The following is a 23,984-nucleotide window of genomic DNA, read 5'->3' as shown; positions in this document are numbered from 1 at the left end:
GATAATAAAGATAATAAAGATAATAAAGATAATAAAGATAATAAAGATAATAAAGATAATAAAGATAATAAAGATAATAAAGATAAGCAAGATAAGCAAGATAAGCAAGATAAGCAAGATAAGCAAGATAAGCAAGATAAGCAAGATAAGCAAGATAAGCAAAGTGCTAAACAAAATAATATAGATCAACGTCAGAAAGAGCTTGATAAAAAGGAAGCAAATAAACTTTTATCAATGATTGATGATGATCCGGGTGGACTTCTTAGACATAAATTTGCACGTGACTACCAAAGAATGATAGGAGAAAAACGTGAAAGCTAAACTATTTAAATTAATAAATATTTTTACATTATCAATAATGGTTGTAAGTATTAGCTACGCTAATGTATCTGCTACTGTTAGTAGAGACCATATTGAAAAGGGTGAAACATTTGAATTAGTTTTGCATCTGGATAGTTTTGATACTCAGCCAAGTTTAGATGTTTTGAATAAGGATTTCACGGTCTACAATACAAGTACTAGTAGTAAGACAACAGTCATCAATGGTAAGAGAAACTCACAGTTTGAGATGATAGTTACATTGATGCCAAATAAGACAGGTAATTTGGTAATACCTGCGATAAAAGTTGGTAGTCAAGAGACTAAGCCAATTAAAATAGAAGTAGATAAAGAACTATCAAACGAAGAGCAAAGTAAATATCAGGATCTTTTCGCTATAGGAACATTAGACACAAACCAAACATATGTAAATGTACCTGTTTTATATACCTTAAGAATATATACTTCAAGACCAATATTAAGCCTACAACCAAAACCTTTTGATATAAAAAAATCAGATATTAAAACAACAAATCATCGTAAAACATATCAAAAAAGTATAAATGGTAAATTATATGATGTTGTTGAAGAGAGCTTCTTAATAATTCCAAATAGTACGGGAGAAGTAAAAATTCCAGCAATCGTCTTAGATGCTACTATTCCTAATGCTTTTGGGCAGCTTGGTAGTAGAAGAAAATATTTCTCGACTAAACCAAAGACTTTAAATGTTAAGCCTGTCCCAAATGATATAAGTATTAGTGATTGGTTCCCTGCGTCAAATGTAAAAATTAGCGATAATTGGTCACAAGATAAAGGAGTAAAAGAAGGACAGCTTTTAACTAGAACTGTTCAAGTAAAAGCTGAAGGTGTATTAAGTAGTGATATCCCTAATTTAGAATTTAAATCATCTGATGAGTTTAATGTATATCCAGAAAAGCCTGAGCTACAAGATATAGAAAAAGCAGGGCATTTGACAGGTGTAGCAACTTATAAGATTGGCTATATGCCTATTAAGCAAGGTAAATCTACAATTCCTGCTGTTAATATCAAATGGTATGATGTCGATACTCATAAATCAAAAATAGCCAGTTTACAAGCTAAAACTTTTGATGTTCAAAAAGGCAATATGCCAAATAACCTTGTAGCAAACAATAATTCATCTCCACAAATTATAGAAAAAACTGTAGAAGACCCTCTTTGGAGAAATATAGCTATAGGCTTTATAGTATTATGGGTATTAACTTTAATGTTATTAATAAAAAGTAGATATTCAAAAAAAGCATCTAAAATTACAGGTGAGTCCATTGACTCTGATCCATTAGAAAAAACAGTGGGTCTAAAAGAAATTAAAAAAGCATGTTTAAGTAAAGATAATATTGAGCTACAAAAAGCTATTATTAGTTGGGCTAATACAAAGTCTGATAAACATATATTTTCATTATTAGAAGTTGCAAGAATTTTCCCAGAGCTAGAGCAAGTTCTAAAAGATCTAAATGGTGCAATATATGCAAAAAGAGATTTTAACCACTACAAAGAGCTGCTAGAGTTAATTAAGAAAGTCAAAAAAAGCAAAAAAAATAAATCTGGTAATTTAATAAAAGAATTATATGAGTGATAAATATGAAAAAAATATTTTTTAGTATATTGGCATTTTTAATGGTTATAGTTACAGTTGAGGCAAAAACAGTTTTGATCACAGGTTTTACACCTTTTGGCGGTGAAAAAGTAAATCCATCTTGGCAAGCAGTTAAAAATTTACCAGATATTATTGATGGTGCAATGGTTATTAAAAAGCAATTACCAGTGTCATTTAATCGCTCAACTGAAAAATTAGATAGTTTAATAAAACAATATAATCCTGATATTATTATAAATGTAGGAGAAGCTGGAGGAAGAACTGGGATTTCTCTTGAAAGAGTCGCTATAAATGTTGATGATGCTAGAATTCCAGATAATGATAATAATCAACCAAAAGATAAAAAGATATCGGAAGATGGTAAAAACGCATATTTTACTAAATTGCCTATATATCAAATAGAGAATTCGGTGAAAAAACAAGGAGTTCCTGTTTATATATCTAACACAGCTGGGACATTTGTATGTAATCATGTGATGTATCATCTACTGCAATTGTTAGATGAAAAATATCCTAAGAAAATAGGTGGATTTATTCATGTCCCATATGCGCCAAGTCAGGTAGTCAATAAAAGTGATACTCCTAGTATGAGTACTTCTGATGCTACGCAAGCATTAGTAAAAGCTATACAGGAATCGATAAAAGCCCAAGGATAAAAATACTATGCAAACAAAAAAAGACTGGAAATATTATTTAGGTATCATACTTTTCTGCTTGTCATTTGTACCATATATAATAGTTTTTTGCATAATGCCTTTTTTAGGCTTATCTGCCGCTAGTTATTTAGCGGTTTCATCTGTTTTACTAGTAAGTGCGGAAGGGATGTTTGTTTTATCTGTAATGCTGCTTGGTAAAACTATTGTTGATACTATAAAAGCAGGGATAAAGAAAATATTTAAATCTGCTTTCTCACAACAAAAACCTATTAGTTATAAAAGGTACTTACTTGGAATAATTATGTTTTTTGCAAGCTTAATATATCCTACAGTAGTTACTGAGATGATTCTTATTTTTGATAAGATTAGGCAAGTGGGCGAGTTAAATATGATTCTGATCCTATTTAGTGGGGATGTAATATTTATAGCAAGTTTCTTTGTTTTAGGGTCTGACTTTATAACGAAGTTAAAATCTGCTTTTAAGTATCATCAATAGTTAAGCTTCAATTTATTTATGCTAAACTTATTAATCAAATATGGTAGCTTAATTAGTTAGACAATTTATTAGAAATTATTCTGTTAAAGTTAAGCAAATAAATAAAAGATATTTTTATGAAAGTTGAATTTCAAGTTCTACAAACATCTAAGCAAGAAGTCCTTATAAGTACTATAGTCAATTATGTTTTAGAGAATCATAAAGATAATACATTTGCAATTTTAGCCCCTGCGGAAATTGCAAAAGAGTTAGATGAGATGTTATGGCAACCAGGTAAAGAGTCTTTTATTCCCCATCATTGTGCTATAAATGCTAGAGATTATAATCAATTTAAAAATATTCCAATTCTTATAACAGATAATTTATTTATTACTTCGGGTTTTGATATTTTAATAAATATTATGGATGTGGCAGTAGATCCTCAAAGGATTAAAGTTAAAGAACTTAAAGAGTTTGTATATCAGCAAGAACAAGCATTATTAGCATCACGTAAAAAATATATGTATTACAAAAATTTTAATCTAGAAATTAAAACAGTAAAAGAGTAAAAGAATCAATGGAATTAGCAATATCTATATTAGGCTATATAACACAGTTTACACAAGTTATTGGATGGAGAATAAATCTATTATTAGGGACTTTTCTCTTTGCAAGTTTATCAGCTTTTATATTTTCTGATGGATTATATGCTAATGCCATTATTAGAGCTTTGGCGGCTATTGTATGCTTTTTAGGTTTTTTAAATTGGGAAACATCTATTTATTTTTTTAAGAAATGGCATTTGTTACCTTATTTGATAGTGGTTTTTATTGTAGCTGCTATACAAATTCAATTTACAAATAATCCTCTACCATTATTAGATACGGTTGTTGCCTCTATGGGACTTATAGCGACATTTCTCATGGCTGTTAGAAGTATTTATTGCTGGCTTTTTTTGATTACATTGAATGCACTAGAGACAGTGATGTTTTTTATGGTACAGAATTATTATCTATCGCTAATGCAACTTGTATATATGCTGACATCAGTGATAGGGATTATAGTTTGGAAGAAAAGAGGAGTTGATAGATCTTTGTCTTAGTTTGCTATTGAAGCTGTAGAACAGTTTTTATTTTAGATATAATTCACTTAGTTAGTATAACTTATAGTAGATCAATATGTATAAAAAAACCTATATTCTAAATCCATTGGTAAGTGAAAATGAATTTATCAAGCAGAAGCCTGAAAATGTTGCTTTGCCTAAGTTTGAGGATATTAAAGATAAGTTGCCACAAGTTCATTGGCAAGGTCATGAGTCTCATATTGATTGTTATTGGAAAGCATGGAAAATAGCATTTAGTAATTTAAAGCAACCCACTTCTGAAAACGGTTTTATTAAGAACTTTATTGATACTGCATATAATGGCAATATTTTTATGTGGGATACATCATTTATGATGATGTTTGGTATCTATGGGCGTAGAGCATTTGATTTTCAATTAACATTAGACAATTTTTATGCAAAGCAACATCCTGATGGTTTTATTTGTAGAGAGATAAGTGCTAAAACTGGTCAAGATTTATTTCATAGGTATGACCTTGTAAGTACAGGACCAAATTTGTTTCCATGGGCTGAGTGGATATATTTCCAACATACTTCTGATATTTCTCGTTTAGAGAAGATATTTCCTGTTTTGGTAGCATATCATAAATGGCTTAAAGAGTATCGTACATGGAAAGATGGTAGTTACTTCTCAAGTGGTTGGGGTACTGGTATGGATAATCAGCCACGTTTAGAGGCAGGATATAATCAAAACTTTAGCCATGGGCATATGAGTTGGTTAGATACTAATTTACAGCAAATCCTCTCGGGTAAGATCTTGATGGCTATAGGTGAGGTAATTGAAAGATGGCAAGAGATCGAGGATATAATTGATGAAACTGAAGCTTTAGAGAAATTTGTGAATGAGCAAATGTATGATCCAAAAACTAAATTTTATTACGATAAACTAAAAGATGGTAGCTTAAATACGGCTAAATCTATAGGAGCTTTTTGGGGGCTTGAAGCAGAGATATATCCTGAAAGCAGAGTTAAAGATATGTGTCAGTACTTAAATGATGATAAATACTTTAAGAGAGCTCATATGGTTCCATCATTATCTTATGATGATGATAAATATAATGATCTTGGTAGATATTGGCAGGGCGGTGTATGGGCGCCAACTAACTATATGCTGTTAAAAGGTTTGGAAAAGTACAATGAACATGGTTTAGCTTTTGATATTGCTTTAAATCATAACACTAATGTTGTGAAGGTTTTTGAAGATACAGGAACTCTATGGGAGAATTATGCACCTGAGAAAATTGTCCCAGCAAAACCGGCAAAACCAAATTTTGTTGGATGGACAGGTCTTTCGGCTATAAATGTACTTATTGAAAATGTTTTTGGTATTCAGCCAGACGTACCTAGTAATGAAATTCATTGGCATATAAACCTAAAAGATGAGACGTTTGGAGTAGCTAACTATCCTTTTGGTAAGAATAATACTCTTAAATTATCTTGTGATAGTTCAATTATAGAAGAAGATGGTTTCCCTAAATTAGACATTGAGGCTGAAGAATCTGTAACTATTAATATTTATTTTGAGAATAATAAGAAGACTATAAAAATTTAATCTGAAAATTTTAGTAGAAGTTATATTGCTTCATTTTCCTTGTCACTATGAGTTAGTTTTGCAAAAGGTAGTATTAGTATTATAAGTACGCATATTGTAAATCCAGTCACTATTGCAAAAGCAGTAACACCACCTATCGAACCAAATAACATTCCTAATATTTTTGAAGAGCCACTATCAAAAATAGCGCCAGCTATCATCACTAAGCTTATCATCATAGCATGTTTCCCTTTAGGAAGACTAGTAATCATAAGAGATACAAGAGTCGGATATACTGGTCCAATAAGAATACCAAGTAAAGGTAAACCATATGCAATTAAAGGAGCATTGAAAATATTGGAAGCATCTACCCCAGCATTAGGAACAATGTTGCTTAATGTTACCGCGATAAGTATTAAAGATATAATAAAGTTTATAAAAAAGTATTTGTACCAAGAGATATATCTTGTAAGTACTGCACCAATTAATCTACCTAGACCTAATCCTAGAGTAAATAAACTTGCCAGTTGAACACTTATTGATTTTGGAATATCTAATATTTGATTATAAAAAGCAGCCAACCATGAGCCAACACCTTGCTCTAGAGATTCATAGCAAGCAAATAGGATTAGAAAGATTATTAACGTTACTAGAGGTAAGGTCAATACTTCTTTAAACTGTGTAAGAATAGGCTTTTTCTCTTGTTCTTGAATATTACTTTCGTCAAATGGTGTAAATGTCCAAAATAGTAATAAAATGAAGCATAAAGCACAAATAACCCAGAAAGCATATGTCCAAAGAGCTGGATTTTTTTCTAAGAAATATGAGAACATCCACATGCCTCCAAAGCTTCCAAATGTATATATTCCCTCCATGAGATTTATAAAACTGGCATGTTCTTCTTTAGTATCTGTGACGAGCCCTACGGAACTATATGCAACTACTTTTAGAACTACATTAGAGATACCTATTAACACCAGATAACCACGTATCATCCAGATAGAGTTTACAAACGGTATGAAAAAGCAAAAGGCTAAAAGAACAGCATAATTGACCATCAAAGATTTTCGATAGCCAACTTTCATAAGTACGGCAAACATGACAAAAGATAGAGCTATTCGAGTTAAGTTTTGATAACTTTCTAATGAGCCTGCCGCACTATGGGATATCTTATAGTATGTGACGGCCTGCATCACGAAAGTAGGTAAACCACATGTTAGTATGCTAAGACTAACAAAGGTCAAAATAATTTTAAATTTTGCTAATTGCCTTTCGTTCATTATAAAGTTTCCTCGTAGTTATAGATATTGATTATATTATCTAAAAGTTCTTTACTTGCAGCAGCTATTATATCGCCAGTATAATCCATAGTAAGATCATTACCATTTGCTGCAGCTATTGCGCCACCAGCATTTTGTATTAATTTAATAACAGGAAGATAGTCGTAAGTGTCTAACATAGGTTTTATTACTACATCTATACACCCCATAGCAAGCAAACCAAAAGCATATGCTTCAGCTTCCCATGCAACTATTTTTGCTAGTTTTCTAATATTTTTTACAAAGCTAGTTTTATTTTCAAAAAGGTAGGGAGAAGATAATATGATTTTACTATCTTGTATAGTTTGCTTATTACTAGTTTTTATCACAGTGTCGTTGTTGTATATCGATTTATTATCATATCCTATCCATCTTTCTCTAGTAAATGGTTGATCAACAAGACTAAGTATAGGTTTTCCTTTATAGAATAACCCTATTAAGACACAAAACAAGGGTCTGCCTAATACATAGCTATCTGTCCCATCAATAGGATCTATTACCCACATGTAATCTGAATTAGGGTTTATGGTACTTTCTTCTTCGCCTGTTATTCCATGTTGAGGAAAGTTTTCTAATATTGTTTCTCTTATAACTCTTTCAGCTTGTTGATCAGCTAGTGTTACTAAGGAATTATCATCTTTTGATATTACAGTATCTAAATTACGATAGTGTTTATTGAGAATCATACCTGCTTTATCTGCAGCAGAATTGATTATCTGGATAAGGTTTTTTGTAATCATTTTTTTGAGTTATAGAACAAACATCTATTTACGAGTTTGACAAAGAATCTGCTGTTTTTCTAGGAAATATTTTATATAAATAGATAAAGTTAAAAAGAATATTTAATTTGCGGTTTTCATATATATATATTTTTAGGGTCAATATTGTTAAAATTATCAGCATTAAATTTTTTCTATAAACTTATATATTTAGGCTTTATAAATGACTCAAGAAATGAATAAAAATTATAATCCAAAAGAAATAGAACAATCTAACTATCAAAATTGGGAAGCTTCAGGCAAGTTTGCTTGTGGTAATACTGATTCAAAAGATACTTATGCAATAATGCTACCACCACCTAATGTGACAGGCACATTACATATGGGTCATGGTTTCCAAATGACTTTGATGGATATTCTTACTCGTTATAATCGTATGAATGGTAAAGATACACTTTGGCAACCAGGTACGGATCATGCAGGTATTGCTACGCAAATGGTAGTTGAAAGACAGCTTAATGCTCAAGGTATCTCAAGACATGATTTAGGTCGTGAGAATTTTGTAAGTAAAGTTTGGGAATGGAAAGAGCTATCAGGAGGAACTATCACATCTCAAATGCGTAGAATTGGCGCATCTCCAGATTGGAATCGTGAGAGATTTACAATGGATGATGGCTTATCTGATGCAGTTAAAAAATGTTTTATTAAACTATACGAAGATGGTTTAGCATATCGTGGTGAGAGATTAGTAAACTGGGATCCTAAATTAAAAACAGCAGTTTCAGATCTTGAAGTTGCCCAAGTAGATAAGCAAGGTTCTTTATGGCATTTCATATATCCTGTAGCTGATAGTAATGAGAAGATCATAATAGCAACGACTCGTCCTGAGACAATGCTTGGTGATATGGCTGTTGCGGTTCATCCAGAAGATGAAAGATATACTCATTTAGTTGGTAAGATGATAAATCTACCACTTACAGATAGACAGATACCTATTATTGCTGATGATTATGTTGAGAAAGATTTTGGTACAGGTTGTGTAAAGATTACTCCTGCTCATGATTTTAACGACTATGAAATGGGTAAAAGACATGATTTACCTATGCTAAATGTTTTAACTGATGATGCAGCATTAAATTCTAATGTTCCGCCAAAATATCAAGGTTTAGATAGATTTGAAGCACGTAAGCAAATAGTTGCTGATATGGATGCACTAGGTCTTTTAGATAAGATAGAGCCACATGCTCTTAAAGTACCAACAGGTGATAGAACAGGAGAGGTTTTAGAGCCATATTTAACTAAGCAATGGTTTGTCAAAGCTGATGTACTTGCAAAGCCAGCAATAGAAGCTGTAGAAAATGGTACTGTTAGATTTGTACCTGATAACTGGAAAAATACATATTTTTCTTGGATGAGAGATATTCAAGATTGGTGTGTGTCACGTCAATTATGGTGGGGTCATAGAATTCCTGCTTGGTATGATGAAGCAGGTAATGCTTATGTTGGTGAAGATGAAACAGATGTTAGAACAAAATATAACCTAGCTGATGATGTTGCTATCAAACAAGATGAAGATGTATTTGATACATGGTTTTCATCTGCATTATGGCCATTTAGTACTTTAGGTTGGCCTGAGAAGACTCCTGAGTTAGAAAAATACTACCCAACTAGCGTACTTGTAACAGGCTTTGATATTATCTTCTTCTGGGTTGCTAGAATGATGATGTTTGGTATGTATTTTATGAATGATGTGCCATTTAGAGATATCTATATCACAGGACTTATTCGCGATAGCGAAGGTCAGAAAATGTCAAAATCTAAAGGTAACGTTTTAGATCCAGTAGATTTGATAGATGGTATTTCACTAGAAGAACTTCTGAAGAAAAGAACTACTGGCCTAATGCAACCACAGATGAAAGCTAAGATTGAAAAAGCTACGAAGAAAGAATTCCCAGAGGGTATTAGTGCTTATGGCTCAGATGCTGTGAGATTTACTTATGCTGCATTAGCTTCTACATCTCGCGATATTAGTTTTGATACTGCTAGGGTAGAAGGATATCGTAATTTCTGTAACAAGCTTTGGAATGCTTCAAGATTTGTAATGATGAATTTAGATGAATATAAGGTTTGTGATAATTATGAGCTAGGTGTTGCAGATAAGTGGATTTGGAGTGTTTTAAATAACGCTGTAGCGGATATCCATAGACAACTTGCTAATTATCGTTTTGATATGGTGGCAAATACTATTTATGACCTTGTATGGAATAACTATTGTGACTGGTATGTTGAGTTTGCTAAAGTTGCCTTAAAAGATGACTCACTATCTGAGAAACAAAAAAATGGTGTTAAATATACACTTACTAAAGTTCTAGAGAATATCCTTGCTTTAGCACACCCATTAGTTCCATTTATTACAGAGAGTATTTATCAGCAGTTAAAAACTCATCTTGATAATGCTAAAGAGACAATTATGGATGTTAGCTATCCTGTAGATACTCAAGATTTAGAAGCTCCAGAAGCTGAAAAAGCTATTGTATGGCTACAAAATGTTGTTACAACTCTACGTAATATGCGTAGTGAAGTAGGTATCAAACCATCTTTAGAAATCTCTCTAATTGTTAAAGATGTTGCAGATACAGACAAAGAATATCTTGCTCAAACAGAAGGGTTTATAAAAGCGTTAGCTAGAATAAATAATATTGAGTTTAATGATAATCCACCGACATCTTTATCGCAAATTGTTGAAGGACTTGAGTTAAATATTCCATTGGAAGGTTTAGTTGATATAGAAGCTGAAAAAGCTAGACTAGATAAAGAACTTGATAAGCTAAAAGGCGAAGTTGATAGAGTACAGAAGAAACTTTCAAATGAAAGATTTGTCTCAAATGCTCCAGAAGCTGTAGTTGCTGTGGAGAAAGAAAAGCTTGCTAGGTATCAAGAGCTCTATGCTAAAACACTTGAGAAGAAAGAAGCTTTGGTTTAGATCTAGTTTTTAAAAGTATTATTTTGTCTTATTTGTGCATTCAGGGTTAATTATTAGTAGTTCTTAATACAATATATGCCACAAAACTAATAGTTGCAAAAATGAATGACCAGAAGCTAAGATTATCTAGTCCTTTAGAGATACGATTTGACCGAAGACTTTTGTTTATGTCATTATTTGAATCCGAAATATAATATATAAAAGACCAAACTGAATTTAATATTAGTGAAATGGAGTAGCAATATACACAGAAAATTAAAAGTGTTGAAGATGCGACAAGCTTCTCTTTGTCGATAATAGTAAGTAAGAAAAGCATAGAGTTAGCAGCGAATATTGGATGTAGCCATTTGCTAAAATTATTTAAATTTTTTTTCAATAAGGATCTCCTTAATATTACTTTTAATCTTAGGTTAATCATTTAGCCTTAAATTTCATTATATAAGGATTGTATTTTTTCTTAAATACATTTTTAATCTTAATTATTATGAGCGTAAAATGAATAATGATCTATATTTTTATATTGAAACAATCTACTTTCTAGTTTAATCTAAAAAACGCATTTATATGATATTTTAATTTTTAGGAGATAACTTTAGCTATGAAAAAGGTGTATATATTACTTGATTATATTTTAAAGAACTTATTTATGGCTATATTCTGGTTTGTGGCAGGTTTATTAATAGGTTATATAACTGTATATTTGACATCATCTAAAGAGGTTTACAACATCTTAAAAATAAATGGATTTGTCTGGACATCAGTTTATGGCGCAATAAAAGTATCAGGGGTTTTATCTATTATCTTTGCGATTATTTTTGCAGTATTTGATGAAAATAAGAAGCTTTTGATTGCTCCAATGATATTAACAGTTATAGTTTTATTTTTTATTCAACATTTTCTTGGTTATTGTATTCTAGAGTTTTTAACTTTGGTGTAAGGATAAAATATGTTAAAGCAATTATCTGATAATCTTTGGATTTGTGATGGTGAGGCTGTTCCTTTTTATACTCTTGCATATACTACAAGAATGACGGTAATACGTCTTGCTAATAATGATTTATTTATTCATTCACCAATTAAGGCTGATTCTGAGTTAATCTCGCAAGTATCTGAGCTTGGTAATGTAAAATTTTTAATATCACCAAATAAAATTCACCATTTGTTTTTGCAAGATTGGGCAAAGATTTTCCCTGATGCTAAGATATATGCATCACCTGGGCTTAGAGATAAAAGAAAAGATATTGATTTTACTACTGATTTAAAAGATTCTCCAGAATCTGAGTGGCAAGATGAAATTGACCAGCTAATATTTAACGGTAGTAGAGTAATGCAAGAGGTTGTGTTTTTTCATAAACCTTCTAAAACACTAATTCTTACAGATCTTATAGAAAATTTTGATGAGAATTACTTTACAGGGTTTAAAGGCTTGATAGCTAAGTTATCAGGTATAGTTGCTCCAAACGGTAAAACTCCTATAGATTGGAGAATGTCATTCTTTTTTGGTAAGAAGCAGGCCCGAGAATGTTTTGCTAGAATGCTAGCTTGGCAACCTGAGAGAATAATCGTTGCTCATGGTAAAAATATTGAAATAAATGCTGTAGACTTTCTTAAAAAATCATTTAAATGGTTAGGGAAGTAAATTAATGATTTATGCAGCAGCTTTTGTCGCTATCAAAGATAATAAGATTCTTTTGACTAGAACTAGAGATAATACTATTTGGTATCAAGCAGGTGGTAAAATAGAGCAAGATGAAACACCTATCCAAACTATTGTACGTGAGCTAAAAGAAGAGTTAAGTCTAGAGTTAACAACAGATGATATGCGCTATTTGGGTAATATAACTACAGATAATCATGATAGAACCACAATAGTTTCTTTAGAGTGTTTTACAGCTGAGATTAATCAAGAAATCAAACCTTGCGCTGAGATCTCAGCAATCAAATGGTTTGACTTTGATGATACTGAGTTCGTTGCACCAGCTGTATTAGAGGTTATTGCGAAATACAAAAGTGGTGAGTGGCAAATATAGATATTTTAGGTATTATTTTAGACTTTAAATCATAATTTTTTCAAATACATATTTAAATGATTAAATAAACTCATAAGCTAGTATAAACTTGTTTCAAATTGCTAATGAATTATCAAAAAATATGCAAAGAAAAGAGCTACTAAATGCGGTTAAGAGAATAGTTGTAAAAGTTGGGACTAGTACTCTAACTCATCAAACAGGTCTACTAAATATTTATCGAATAGAAAAGCTAGTTAGACAGTTATCAGACCTTCATAATCAAGGCTATGAAGTAATACTTGTAACATCAGGAGCTGTTGGTGCGGGTATGGGTAAGCTTGGATTGCAACAAAAACCAAAAACGCTACCCGAGAAGCAAGCTGTAGCAGCAGTGGGGCAAGTAGCTTTAACTCATTTATATCAAAAGCTTTTCTCTGAATATGGTAAGAATATTGCTCAGTTGCTTCTGACAAAAGATGATGTTGCTAATAGAGAAAGATACTTAAATGCGCGAAATGCTTTTTCAGCTTTATTAGCAAAAGGAGTTATTCCTATTGTTAATGAAAATGATGCAGTAGTAATTGATGAAATAAAAGTTGGTGATAATGATACATTATCAGCATTAGTTGCAAACTTAATAGATGCTGATTTATTAATTCTACTTTCAGATATTGATGGTTTATATACTGCAAATCCACGTATAGATAGTTCAGCAAAGCTTTTAAACATTATCCCAGAAATTTCAGATGATATTCGAGCAATGGCTGGTGATGTTGGCTCTAAATTTGGTACTGGTGGTATGGCTACTAAGATTAAAGCGGCTGAGATTGCTGTAGCAGGTGGAGTTAATATGATTATTGCTAATGGAGAAGATCCTAAAATTCTTTTGGATATAGTCTCAGGCGAAGATATAGGAACATTATTTGCAAAAAATAACAAAAAAGAAATTACAGCTAAAAAACATTGGATAACATACAGTAGTCATAAGCGTGGGGAAATTGTGATTGATCAAGGAGCAGTCTTGGCATTGAAACAAAAGAAAAGTCTTTTACCTTGTGGTGTTCTTTCAATAAATGGAGATTTTCAAAAGGGCGCTACGGTTGTTGTTTGTAGTGAAGATACTCAAGAAATAGCTACTGGATTGGTTAATTATTCATCACAGGATTTAGCAAAAATCAAAGGACATAAAAGTTATGATATTGCTAATATTTTAGGGCATTGTGATTACAATGAAGTTGTCCATGTTGATAATATGTTTTTAAAGGAGTGTTAGATGAACTTATCTATCGTAGAAATGGGTAAAAATGCTAAGCAAGCTGCAAAAGACTTAGCTAAAGTAAATACAGAGCTTAAAAATAATGTGTTACATCAGTTAGAAAAATCATTGTTAGACAATGCCGAGTATATTTTGCAACAGAATCAAAAAGATCTAGATAATGCTAAAAAAAATAATTTATCAAAAGCATTTGTTGATAGATTAACACTGACTTCTGCTCGAATAGAATCTATGGCTCAAGGGGTTAGACAAATTGCTGATTTTACAGATCCTATTGGTAAGATTGAAAAAGGTTTTAAGCACCCGAAAGGGATGACAATCTCGCAGGTTAGAGTGCCATTAGGCGTTATTGCGATGATTTTTGAATCACGTCCAAATGTCACTATAGATGCTGGAGCATTAGCTCTTAAATCAGGTAATGCGATTATCCTTAGAGGTGGTTCTGATGCTTTGTATACAAATATTGCTTTGAAAAATATTTTCCAAGAGGTATGTGAAAGGCATGGGTTATCAAAAAATATAGTACAGTTAGTTGAGGATGTTGCTAGAGAGCGTGTAACAGAGTTAGTAACACTCGATAAATATATTGATGTGATAATTCCAAGAGGTGGCAAAAGTCTTAAAAAAGTTATCCAACAGCAGGCTACTATTCCAATGATAGAGACAGGTGCGGGAATTTGTCACACGTATATTGATGAGTTTGCAGATTTAGATAAAGCTATAAAGATAGTTATAAATGCAAAAACCCAGCGCCCTGGAGTTTGTAATGCTTTAGAGACTCTTTTGGTTCATCAAAATATAGCAGAGAAATTTTTACCAAAGTTAGAAATTGAGCTTGCTAAATACAACGTTGAATTAAGAGCTGATACTGAGAGTTTAAAATATCTAGAAAATGCTACACTAGCCACTACAGAAGATTGGGATACAGAATATTTAGATCTAGTACTTTCTATTAAAACAGTAGCAAATATTAATGAAGCTATAGAGCATATTAATACTCATGGTAGTATGCATTCAGAGTGTATAGTCACTGAAAATTATACAAATACAGAGATCTTCCTAAATGAAGTAGATGCCGCAGCAGTATATGCTAATGCTTCAACTAGATTTACAGATGGTTCTGAATATGGTTTTGGTGGTGAGATTGGTATTAGTACGCAGAAGCTTCATGCTAGAGGACCAATGGGTATCAATGAGCTAACAACTCTAAAGTATATTATTAGAGGAAATGGGCAGGTTAGAGTTTAGGGAGTTTTGATGAGTGTAAAAATAGGTGTAGCAGGCCCAGTTGGTAGTGGTAAAACATCGATAATAGAACAACTTACTAATATTTTAAAAGATAAATATTCTTTAGGTATAGTTACTAATGATATTTATACAAAAGAAGATGCTAATTATCTAAAGTCGCATTTAGATATAGAGGATGGACGAATAATTGGTGTAGAAACGGGAGGGTGTCCACATACTGCAATTAGAGATGATATTTCTGCTAATGCAAAAGCTATACAGATACTAGAACAAGAATTTAGTCCAGATATTATTTTTGTTGAAAGTGGCGGAGATAATCTCAGTGCTACATTTTCATATGAATTGGTTGATTATTATCTTTATGTTATTGATGTTGCTCAAGGAGCCGATATTCCTAGGAAAAAGGGTGCAGGACTTTTGTTTAGTGATCTACTTATTGTAAATAAAACTGATCTTGCGCCTTATGTCGATGTTAATATTGAGTCTATGGAAAAAGATGTGAAAGAAAATAGGAAAAATAAGCCATATCTTTTTCTTTCTAAAAAAAATAATAGTATAGATGGATTGTATGCATGGATAGAGGCTTTAGTAGCATAATCTAGGTTGTGAATAATTTTGGTTCTAATTTATGGTGTTGATGAATTATCTCTTCAAATAAGGGGTTAAAAATACCTATTTCTTTTGAGGTGTTATTTATATGGTCTATTAATATGTCATCAAGTTCAAAAAGAGCTTGTTGTATTTGAGAAGGCGTTATCTTGGAAATTTTTAGGCTTGTCATAGCAATGTTTATAATATTTTTCTTAGCCCAAAAAAGTAATAAAGTATCTACTCCAAGTCCTATTTCATAAGCATAAGCTGAGAGTATGCAAAGTTCATTGCCTTTAGAATGTTTATTAGCCACACTATCAAAGTATTTTTTAACTATTGATGAAGTTATTGAAAAATTTATTTGTTTAAGGTAATTTTCACCAATATCTTGTGAAGCTTTCGCATATTCATAAGGTAATCTTGCACTGAAAAAATTATCTTCTCTAATTATTAAATTTAGTTGATTTTTTGTAAAGTATTTATAAATATTTCTTATAAATACGAAATCAAAGTTACAGTATTGATCTATAATTAAATTTTCTAAAAATGTTTTTAATTCTAATCTATCTGATACTTTTTCTAATATTATATGTGGCTCTAGACCAAACGAATGAACAAATGCACCATTAGGAAAGCTTCCATCAAGTAGTTGAAGGAAACGACTTATAGCTTTTGTATTAGTGAGAGTGATGTGCTTTTCCATTTGGTCTAAAATATTCTTTGGTTTTAACTATTTGTATTGTTTGATCATTTTTACAAGCTTGGATAATATCATCAAGAGAAATATCATCTAAGACTTTTATGTTATATTCTTCTATACAAATTGGTTGATGTCTATTGCCAATTTCATAAGCAATTTTTGCAAATGATAAGGGATTACTAAAGTTTATCTTATAGATATCATCTTTTAGTCTTCTTACTATAATATTGTAACCATCTTCACAAACTAAAATATCATCATCATGTAGGTGTGTGAAATTTATTTTGATAATAAAATCTACACCATTTTGAGTTGTGGCAGTTAAATTTGGCTTTTGCATATCAAACCAGCTTAATTCAACACTATCATTTGGCTCTAGATTTCTTCTTATTTCTCTAACTTTTTTTATCACGAGCGTATCCTTAAAATAAAAAATATTTTCTAGCCATTGGTAATTCTTGCATATAATCAGCTGTTATAAGATCGCCATTTACTTTTACATCATAAGTTTCTGGGTCAACAGAGACATCCCCTACAAAATTATTCAGTTTCATATCGTGTTTAGTTATTTTTCTTGTATTTTTAACTTCTAAAATTTCTTTTTCAGTATTTAAAGCTTCTTTATTTGATGCTTTTGCTACAAATATGGCACTTGTTTTAGCAGGTGTATTTCCAAAGCTACCAAACATAGGTCTATATATATTTGGTTCTGGAGTAGGGATAGAAGCATTTGAGTCACCTAGCATAGCACTAGCGATAAATCCTCCTTTTATAATGATTTCTGGTTTAACCCCAAAAAATGCTCTATTCCAGAGTACTAAATCTGCCATTTTTCCAACTTCTACACTGCCGACATATTCATCTATTCCACATGCAATAGCTGGATTTATAGTATATTTTGCTATATATCTTTTTATTCTTTCGTTATCATTTCGTTGATTATCTAAATCTAGAGCACCTCTTTGTACTTTCATCGAATGTGCAACTTGCCAAGTTCTAGTAATAGTTTCACCAACTCTGCCCATAGCTTGTGAGTCAGAACTTGTTATAGAAATAGCACCTATATCATGTAATACATCTTCAGCGGCGATTGTTTTGCCTCTAATTCTGGATTCAGCAAAACTTACATCTTCAGGAATTTTAGGGCTTAAATGATGACAAACCATAAGCATATCAAGATGTTCTTCTATTGTATTTTTGGTATATGGTAAGGTTGGGTTTGTACTAGATGGTAAAACAGTTTCAATACCTGTTACTTTTATGATATCTGGAGCATGACCACCTCCAGCGCCTTCACTATGAAAAGTATGAATAGTTCTTCCTTTGAATGCATTTATGGTATTTTCTACAAAACCAGATTCATTTAACGTATCAGTATGAATAGCCACTTGGACATCATAATCATCTGCCACTTTTAAGCAGGTATCTATAGCTTTGGGTGTGCTTCCCCAGTCCTCATGAAGTTTAAGTCCCATTGCACCTGCTTTTATTTGTGATGCTAAAGCTTCATAATTACTAGAATTTCCTTTACCCATGAAACCAAAGTTCAAAGGAAAATTATTTACTGATTCGATCATTTTTTGTATATTGAATTCTCCAGGGGTACAAGTGGTTGCATTTGTCCCAGTATTTGGGCCTGTACCACCACCTATCATTGTCGTTATGCCGCTATGAAGAGCTTCGTCTATTTGTCCAGGAGAAATAAAGTGTATATGAGAATCAATTCCTCCAGCTGTTATTATCTTGCCTTCTGCTGAGAGAATCTCTGTATTAGCGCCTATCTCTAGTCCATTTGTGATACCATCACAGTTATTTGGATTGCCACTTTTGCCAATAGCCGATATTTTTCCATTTTTGATTCCTATATCAGCCTTATAAATGCCTGTATAATCTATGATTATAGCGTTTGTGATAATTAAATCAGCTACTTCATTTCCAGCTGTTGGACTTTGGCTCATTCCATCTCGAATAGTTTTACCACCACCAAACTTACTCTCCTCGCCATAGATTGAAAAATCTTTCTCAATTTCTGCTATAAGTTGAGTGTCAGCAAGTCTAAATCTGTCACCAGTAGTAGGGCCATAGATAGAAGCATATTTTTTCTTACTGATAAAAGCCATCATCTATACTCCTTTAAAAAAATTTCTAAATTGATGAAAGCTCTTTCTTTTACTTTTTCATCATCAAGATACCCCTCAACAAGACCATTAAATCCACTAATATATCTTTTACCAGCATATGCTACTAGCTCAACTTTCTTAATAGAACCTGGTTCAAATCTTACCGATGTTCCACTTAAAATATTTAAGCGCATTCCATAAGCAGATGCTCTATCAAAACTTAGAGCAGAGTTTGTTTCAAAGAAATGATAGTGAGATCCTACTTGAATCGGACGATCGCCATTATTTTTGACATCTATCTTTAACTTTTGCTTCTGGGAATTTAGCTCAATTTCCCCATCATCAATAATGTACTCTCCAGCAATTATACCTTTATTTCTAGTTTGAATAGGATTATGCACTGTAACAAGCTTTGTACCATCATTAAAAGTTGCCTCTGTTTGTACCATTTCGATCATATTAGCTACACCATCGATGACATCATCAGCAGAGAGTACTTTTGTAGCTGCTACCATTAATTCAGCAACGCTTTTTCCTTCTCTAGCACCTTCTATTATAAAACTACTAATAATAGCTATAGCTTCAGGATAATTTAGTTTTAAACCTCTCTGCTTTCTTTCTAGGGCTAGTTTACTTGCGGTATAGATCATTAGTTTTTCTTGTTCACGATTTGTTAAAAACATGACTTTTCCTTAACATTAGTAATAATTTTAGTTACTGTTTTCCCAAGTTAAACTTACCTTTGTCTAACTCTTTTCTATAAAGTTCCCAAACTTTTAAAACTTTAGTTTTTAATGAGTCCATGTTTTTATCATTTAAAACACCAAGAATCATTTTTTTATTCATAGTTAAAGCAAAACTATCTAAGTTTTGTGAGTTTAGAGTCTCTAAAAATGTTTCATTATTTTTTAAGCGTAAATATATTTTTGCAAAGATAGAGTTTTTAGAGTTATGTCTTTTTATATAAGCTTTTAGCTGGTTTCCAGATCTTATATATTTTTCTAAATACTCTATTTCTTCATTTATGTAAAAATGGTTTTTTATAGCTATTGTATTAAAATCAAAGCTTTCAAAGCTTCTTCCGTGACTAAAGATATCTCCATAGAAGAAAGTGGATGATTCATCTATTGTTAGTTTTAATAATTGTAAAAATTTAGACTCTTTATAAAGAATCAACTCATCATTTATAAATTCTATGTTTGAGTTAGCTAGGTTTATCTTTATGTTACTTATCCCAAATTTATTTGTTGATGGATATACTTTTGTTGCGGATTCAGTAGTAATAATTATATCGGAGTTTGATAAGTTTATTTTTGTTGAAATTCTATCTGCTGGAAAAATTCCTTCACCGATATTTAAAAGCTTAATATAGTTTTGTTCTTCATTAAAATGATAATAGCGCGAGGGTAATTTAAGCTTATCTAAGCTTAGGGAATTATCTCTAAAAGATAGCGAGATACTCATATTTAAAAGGCTCTAATAACTTTATCAATAAATCTAACAATAAGGGGTAAGATATCTATGATCTTTATCTTTATTGTTTACGAAATTTATATAATTTTAAATATAATATAAGCTTATCTTTACTTAATCTATTAAATTTTTCAACTCTTCATTAAAATAATATTTATATAATTTTCTATTTAATTAAGTTTGGATATCGAGTTTGAAATATGTAAATAGCTTTAAGGTCTTAGGAAAATTAAATAATCTATGATTTTATTAGGATGTGTTTGTCGACATTATTAATATTAGAGTGTCCACAAAATGCCATGGTTTTATCCATTTCTTCATAGAAAATTTCTAATACTCTATAAGCTCCTTTTTCACCATAAGCACCAACACCGTAAACCATAGGCCTACCAACTAGTCCAGCCGTTGCACCTAGGGCTTTTGCTTTGAGTAAATCTTGCCCAGAACGAATGCCACTATCAATTAAAACCTCAAGTTTTGAATCAACTACATCAATAATTTCTTCTAAAACAGAGATACTTGATGGGGCTCCATCAAGCTGACGGCCTCCATGATTTGATACAGCAATAGCATCAGCGCCAGTATTTTGAGCCATAATAGCATCTTCTGTACTCATGATGCCTTTGATAATCATTGGACCATTCCATTGTTTTTGGACCCATTCAACATCACTCCAATTCAGACTCAAGTCAAACTGCTCATTTATCCATTTACCTAAAGATGCAAAACCACCTTTATTTTCTGCATGATTTAAAATATTTCCAAAGGTTCTATTTGTTGTTTTTAAGATATTTAAGCACCATGGGATCTTTGTACTTAGATTGATTAAATTTTTAATGGTTGGTTTTGGGGGCACCGTTAAGCCATTTCTTACATCAGCATAGCGATTGCCAAGCATTTGTAAATCAGCTGTTAGAACTAATGCGCTACAGCCAGCATGTTTTGCACTTGCTATTAGGTTTGCCATAAACTTTCTATCTTTCATCATATATAACTGAAACCAAAATGGTTTTGTCGTATGTTTGGCTACTTCTTCGGTAGAACAAATAGACATTGTTGATAAAGTAAATGGTATGCCAAATTTTTCCGCAGCCAAAGCAGCATGAATTTCACCATTAGCATGTTGCATACCGAGCAAACCTACAGGAGCAAATGCTAAAGGCATATTATATTCTTGCCCTAAGATTTTAGTTTTTAGTGATCTATGTTGTATATCAGCTAGTACTTTTTGTTTAAAAAGATATTTATCAAAATCCTTTTGGTTATATTTAAGCGTTTGCTGTTTCCATGAACCTGATTCACAGTAGTCAACGAACATTTTAGGAACTTTATGATGATAAACTTTATGCATATCATCAAGGGATATGATTTTTTGTAGATTATCTTTCATTAGATATTTCCAAATAGATTTAATAACTAAATTTCTGTAAATATTTTTTCTTCAGGTAACCTTGATTTAGGCAATTTAGCATTGAAATCATCTTTTGATCTGTATCCTGCTGTAACAATAACAGATGTTCTAAGCTCTTTATCTTGGAGATTAAATACATCATCAATTATATGTGTTTCGATACCTTCCATTGGAGTAGCATCTATCTCTAAAGCAGCTAAGCCAAGTAATATGTTACCAAGACTAATATAAACTTGTTTTTCAGTCCAGTTTTGTAATTCTTTAGGCTTATCCTTATATGCTAATGCAAATTTTTTACGCACGTCTCTTTGCATACTCTCAAATTCAGGAGTAGGGAAGCGACCATCTTTTTTTTCCTGAGCTAAAAGCTCCTCTAGATAAGTATCATCAACCTTGGTTTTTAGACAAAGTACAATAACTAATGCACAATCTTTAATGTTTGTTACATTCTTTGGATGAATGTTCTCTGCAGATTTAGCGATTTTAGCTTTTGCTTGTTCAGATGTAGCTAATATAAAATGCCATGGTTGAGAATTTACACTTGATGGAGTGAATCTAAGAATATCTTTTATTTGTTGGATTTGTTGATCTGTTAATTTCTTTGTAGGATCATAAGCTTTTGTTGTGTAGCGAGTTTTAGCATATTCAACTATATTCATAAGGAAAATAAAAAATTTAAAGTTTTAGTTAGTATATTTTATATAAAAAGAATCAACAATGCTTTTTAGCGCTATAAAAAATTTAAAATTACTAAATATAAATAGCGTAGTTAAAGTTATTTTTGGTACAATGTGCTACTTACTAAAATTTTCTTATGAAAATGTTTATTAATATTGATCAAAATAAAATAAGAATGTCTATACTCTTAACATTCTTTATCTTAATGGGGATGAGTATTGATCTATTTGCGCCATCATTGCCTGGGATTAGCTCTTCATTAAATATTGATGCATCAGTCGCAAAAATGGTTATTTCAATATATCTCATTGGTTATGCGCTAGGAAACTTTATAATTGGTATAATAACTGATGCTATTGGTCGTAGAACCTTATTAAGAATCTCATGTTTATTATTTGTTATAGTAAGTCTCTTACCTCCTTTAATACCTAATGAATATGTATTGTTGACGGTAAGATGCGCACAAGGCTTTTTAATGGGGTCTATGGGAGTACTTAGTCGAGGTGTTTTCTCAGATATATTACCTCCAGAGAAGCTTTTAAAACTTGGTCCAACAATTGGTTTTCTTTGGGGGTTGGGTCCGATTGTGGGTCCTATAATTGGAGGTTTTTTACAAGAATACTTTGGATGGGAAGCTGGATTTTACTTTTTTAGTATAATTACAGCATTAATTACTATTTTTGTTTTTATATATATCCCAGAAACTATAGCAGAGAAAACAGAGTTAAAAATATCACAAGTACGTAGAAACATTATGGAAGTTCTTGCTAATAAAGAGTTTATAAGTTTATGTGTAGCGATGGGTATGGGCTATTCTATGATTATAAGCTTTAACACTTTAGGACCATTTTTAATCCAAAATGTAATGGGTTATTCACCAGCTTATTTTGGTAAATTAGCAATCTTTTTAGGATTTTCTTTTTTACCAGCCCCAATAATTGGTCGTAGGTTACTTGATCATTATTCTGTAAGTAAGATATTTTTTGCGATGACTCATTTTTTTATCTTATTAATACTATTATTTTTTATACTTAGCTACTTTATGCAAGATAGTATTATTCTACTTATTATAGCTACAATGACTGTTTATTTTGTCTGTGGATCTGTTTTTCCGCTTTCAATGGGTAAAGGTATTTCAATGTTTAGACATATATCAGGAACTGCTGCGGCTATGATGTATCTGATAAATATGTCTATATCAAGCTTGGTAGCATTTATTCAGGGTTATTTACATGCTAATACTATTACTAATATCATAGCAATATACTTAGTATTGATGTTTGTTATAGTTGGATTATATTGGTATAAAATAAAAGATCTTTAATATTTGCGATGGTAAAAATAATCCTAAAGTTTTTTAATCACACAATTATTAGGTAGATAGTCTTCTCTTATTCCTGATCCATAGGCTGTACATTCCCATGCCACTATGTTTTTATCATTGTTTCGTTTGGGAGAAAGATAAATATAACCTATTCCATTTACTATCTTTTTCCCAGTATAGCCTATATCTATTTGTATTTGATGTGTGTTTTGTTTAATGGATGTAAACTCAGGTAAATTATTAATCTGATGAGTATCTTTATCAAAAATTAAGTCATCAACTATATTTTTCATAACTTCATCATTCTCTTGTATTATATTAGAAAGACTGTTGAATAAATCTTTCAATTTCTATGAATAGGAATATTTTTGCTATTTTTAGTAAAAACTTAGCC

25 protein-coding genes and 1 pseudogene are annotated in these 23,984 nt (G+C 31.5%); 15 read left to right on the top strand and 11 right to left on the bottom strand.

From position 1 onward, the window contains the following. The 7 genes and pseudogenes from R8535_RS07865 to R8535_RS07835 all read left to right on the top strand — a co-directional run. Positions 1 to 321: pseudogene (locus R8535_RS07865) on the top strand (tetratricopeptide repeat protein); the annotation flags it as partial. Continuing rightward, positions 311 to 1,933, top strand: coding sequence for a BatD family protein (locus R8535_RS07860; RefSeq protein WP_329498072.1), 1,623 nt, complete (start codon positions 311 to 313; stop codon positions 1,931 to 1,933). The pseudogene R8535_RS07865 and the gene R8535_RS07860, both read left to right, overlap by 11 nt. 5 nt (positions 1,934 to 1,938) lie before the next feature. After that, positions 1,939 to 2,610, top strand: a complete 672-nt coding sequence (gene pcp, locus R8535_RS07855; protein ID WP_329498074.1) for a pyroglutamyl-peptidase I — start codon at positions 1,939 to 1,941, stop codon at positions 2,608 to 2,610. A gap of 7 nt (positions 2,611 to 2,617) precedes the next feature. Then, a complete protein-coding gene (locus tag R8535_RS07850) occupies positions 2,618 to 3,106 on the top strand; it encodes a transporter suffix domain-containing protein (RefSeq protein ID WP_329498076.1) in 489 nt (162 codons plus the stop codon). Positions 3,107 to 3,222: 116 nt separating this feature from the next. Beyond that, positions 3,223 to 3,654 (top strand): DNA polymerase III subunit chi, encoded by a 432-nt coding sequence (locus R8535_RS07845; RefSeq protein WP_329498079.1) that lies wholly within the window; start codon positions 3,223 to 3,225, stop codon positions 3,652 to 3,654. Positions 3,655 to 3,662: 8 nt separating this feature from the next. Beyond that, a complete protein-coding gene (locus R8535_RS07840) occupies positions 3,663 to 4,187 on the top strand; it encodes a nicotinamide mononucleotide transporter family protein (RefSeq protein ID WP_329498081.1) in 525 nt (174 codons plus the stop codon). A gap of 76 nt (positions 4,188 to 4,263) precedes the next feature. Continuing rightward, a complete protein-coding gene (locus R8535_RS07835) occupies positions 4,264 to 5,760 on the top strand; it encodes an MGH1-like glycoside hydrolase domain-containing protein (RefSeq protein WP_329498083.1) in 1,497 nt (498 codons plus the stop codon). 20 nt (positions 5,761 to 5,780) lie between these two features. Here R8535_RS07835 and R8535_RS07830 read toward each other — a convergent pair whose 3' ends face one another. Continuing rightward, a complete protein-coding gene (locus tag R8535_RS07830; protein ID WP_329498085.1) occupies positions 5,781 to 7,019 on the bottom strand; it encodes an MFS transporter in 1,239 nt (412 codons plus the stop codon). Then, complete coding sequence (locus R8535_RS07825; protein WP_329498087.1) at positions 7,019 to 7,798, bottom strand: inositol monophosphatase family protein; 780 nt, start codon at positions 7,796 to 7,798, stop codon at positions 7,019 to 7,021. The genes R8535_RS07830 and R8535_RS07825 overlap by 1 nt, the downstream gene beginning before the upstream one ends. Before the next feature lie 202 nt (positions 7,799 to 8,000). Between R8535_RS07825 and R8535_RS07820 the strand changes: the two genes are divergently transcribed. Continuing rightward, on the top strand, positions 8,001 to 10,760 hold the full coding sequence (locus R8535_RS07820; protein ID WP_329498089.1) for a valine--tRNA ligase: 2,760 nt from the start codon (positions 8,001 to 8,003) through the stop codon (positions 10,758 to 10,760). 46 nt (positions 10,761 to 10,806) lie between these two features. Here the strand turns inward: R8535_RS07820 and R8535_RS07815 are convergent, their stop codons facing one another. Beyond that, on the bottom strand, positions 10,807 to 11,136 hold the full coding sequence (locus tag R8535_RS07815) for a hypothetical protein (RefSeq protein WP_329498092.1): 330 nt from the start codon (positions 11,134 to 11,136) through the stop codon (positions 10,807 to 10,809). A 222-nt stretch (positions 11,137 to 11,358) separates the two neighbouring features. Between R8535_RS07815 and R8535_RS07810 the strand changes: the two genes are divergently transcribed. The 6 genes from R8535_RS07810 (at position 11,359) to ureG (ending at position 15,890) form a co-directional block, all read left to right on the top strand. Beyond that, complete coding sequence (locus R8535_RS07810; protein ID WP_329498093.1) at positions 11,359 to 11,697, top strand: hypothetical protein; 339 nt, start codon at positions 11,359 to 11,361, stop codon at positions 11,695 to 11,697. A 9-nt stretch (positions 11,698 to 11,706) separates the two neighbouring features. Continuing rightward, positions 11,707 to 12,399, top strand: coding sequence for a DUF4336 domain-containing protein (locus R8535_RS07805; protein WP_329498095.1), 693 nt, complete (start codon positions 11,707 to 11,709; stop codon positions 12,397 to 12,399). Positions 12,400 to 12,403: 4 nt separating this feature from the next. Beyond that, positions 12,404 to 12,790 (top strand): NUDIX hydrolase, encoded by a 387-nt coding sequence (locus tag R8535_RS07800; protein ID WP_329498097.1) that lies wholly within the window; start codon positions 12,404 to 12,406, stop codon positions 12,788 to 12,790. A gap of 121 nt (positions 12,791 to 12,911) precedes the next feature. After that, the gene (proB, locus tag R8535_RS07795; RefSeq protein WP_329498099.1) at positions 12,912 to 14,042 is read left to right on the top strand and encodes a glutamate 5-kinase; all 1,131 of its coding nucleotides are present in this window, start codon (positions 12,912 to 12,914) and stop codon (positions 14,040 to 14,042) included. Then, positions 14,043 to 15,293 carry a glutamate-5-semialdehyde dehydrogenase gene (locus tag R8535_RS07790; RefSeq protein WP_329498100.1) on the top strand — a complete coding sequence of 417 codons (1,251 nt, stop codon included), beginning with the start codon at positions 14,043 to 14,045 and terminating at the stop codon, positions 15,291 to 15,293. Between the two features lie 9 nt (positions 15,294 to 15,302). Next, positions 15,303 to 15,890 (top strand): urease accessory protein UreG, encoded by a 588-nt coding sequence (ureG, locus tag R8535_RS07785; RefSeq protein ID WP_329498101.1) that lies wholly within the window; start codon positions 15,303 to 15,305, stop codon positions 15,888 to 15,890. A 1-nt stretch (position 15,891) separates the two neighbouring features. Here the strand turns inward: ureG and R8535_RS07780 are convergent, their stop codons facing one another. From R8535_RS07780 to nfsB, 7 genes are all read right to left on the bottom strand, one after another. Further along, complete coding sequence (locus R8535_RS07780) at positions 15,892 to 16,587, bottom strand: urease accessory protein UreF (RefSeq protein ID WP_329498102.1); 696 nt, start codon at positions 16,585 to 16,587, stop codon at positions 15,892 to 15,894. Further along, entirely contained in the window at positions 16,562 to 16,996 is a 435-nt protein-coding gene (locus R8535_RS07775) for an urease accessory protein UreE (protein ID WP_329498104.1), read from the bottom strand. Before R8535_RS07775 ends, R8535_RS07780 begins: the two co-directional genes overlap by 26 nt. A 10-nt stretch (positions 16,997 to 17,006) precedes the next feature. Then, entirely contained in the window at positions 17,007 to 18,704 is a 1,698-nt protein-coding gene (gene ureC / locus R8535_RS07770; protein WP_329498116.1) for an urease subunit alpha, read from the bottom strand. Continuing rightward, positions 18,704 to 19,387: an urease subunit gamma gene (locus R8535_RS07765; protein WP_329498106.1), complete on the bottom strand. Its 684-nt coding sequence runs from the start codon at positions 19,385 to 19,387 to the stop codon at positions 18,704 to 18,706. Before R8535_RS07765 ends, ureC begins: the two co-directional genes overlap by 1 nt. A gap of 31 nt (positions 19,388 to 19,418) precedes the next feature. Further along, entirely contained in the window at positions 19,419 to 20,168 is a 750-nt protein-coding gene (locus R8535_RS07760; RefSeq protein ID WP_329498108.1) for an urease accessory protein UreD, read from the bottom strand. Between the two features lie 247 nt (positions 20,169 to 20,415). Then, positions 20,416 to 21,567 (bottom strand): alpha-hydroxy acid oxidase, encoded by a 1,152-nt coding sequence (locus R8535_RS07755; RefSeq protein ID WP_329498109.1) that lies wholly within the window; start codon positions 21,565 to 21,567, stop codon positions 20,416 to 20,418. A gap of 26 nt (positions 21,568 to 21,593) precedes the next feature. Then, positions 21,594 to 22,247 carry an oxygen-insensitive NAD(P)H nitroreductase gene (nfsB, locus tag R8535_RS07750; protein ID WP_329498110.1) on the bottom strand — a complete coding sequence of 218 codons (654 nt, stop codon included), beginning with the start codon at positions 22,245 to 22,247 and terminating at the stop codon, positions 21,594 to 21,596. 155 nt (positions 22,248 to 22,402) lie between these two features. On the opposite strand from nfsB, the gene R8535_RS07745 reads away from it, so the two are divergent. Beyond that, entirely contained in the window at positions 22,403 to 23,590 is a 1,188-nt protein-coding gene (locus tag R8535_RS07745) for an MFS transporter (RefSeq protein WP_329498112.1), read from the top strand. Positions 23,591 to 23,613: 23 nt separating this feature from the next. Here R8535_RS07745 and R8535_RS07740 read toward each other — a convergent pair whose 3' ends face one another. Beyond that, positions 23,614 to 23,937, bottom strand: coding sequence for a hypothetical protein (locus R8535_RS07740; RefSeq protein WP_329498114.1), 324 nt, complete (start codon positions 23,935 to 23,937; stop codon positions 23,614 to 23,616). Positions 23,938 to 23,984 lie beyond the last annotated feature (47 nt).

Source organism: Francisella sp. 19S2-4 (assembly GCF_036281795.1).
In the GTDB taxonomy this organism is placed as follows: domain Bacteria; phylum Pseudomonadota; class Gammaproteobacteria; order Francisellales; family Francisellaceae; genus Francisella.
Note: the sequence above shows the minus strand (reverse complement) of the source record. Positions and strands in the feature narration are given on the sequence as shown.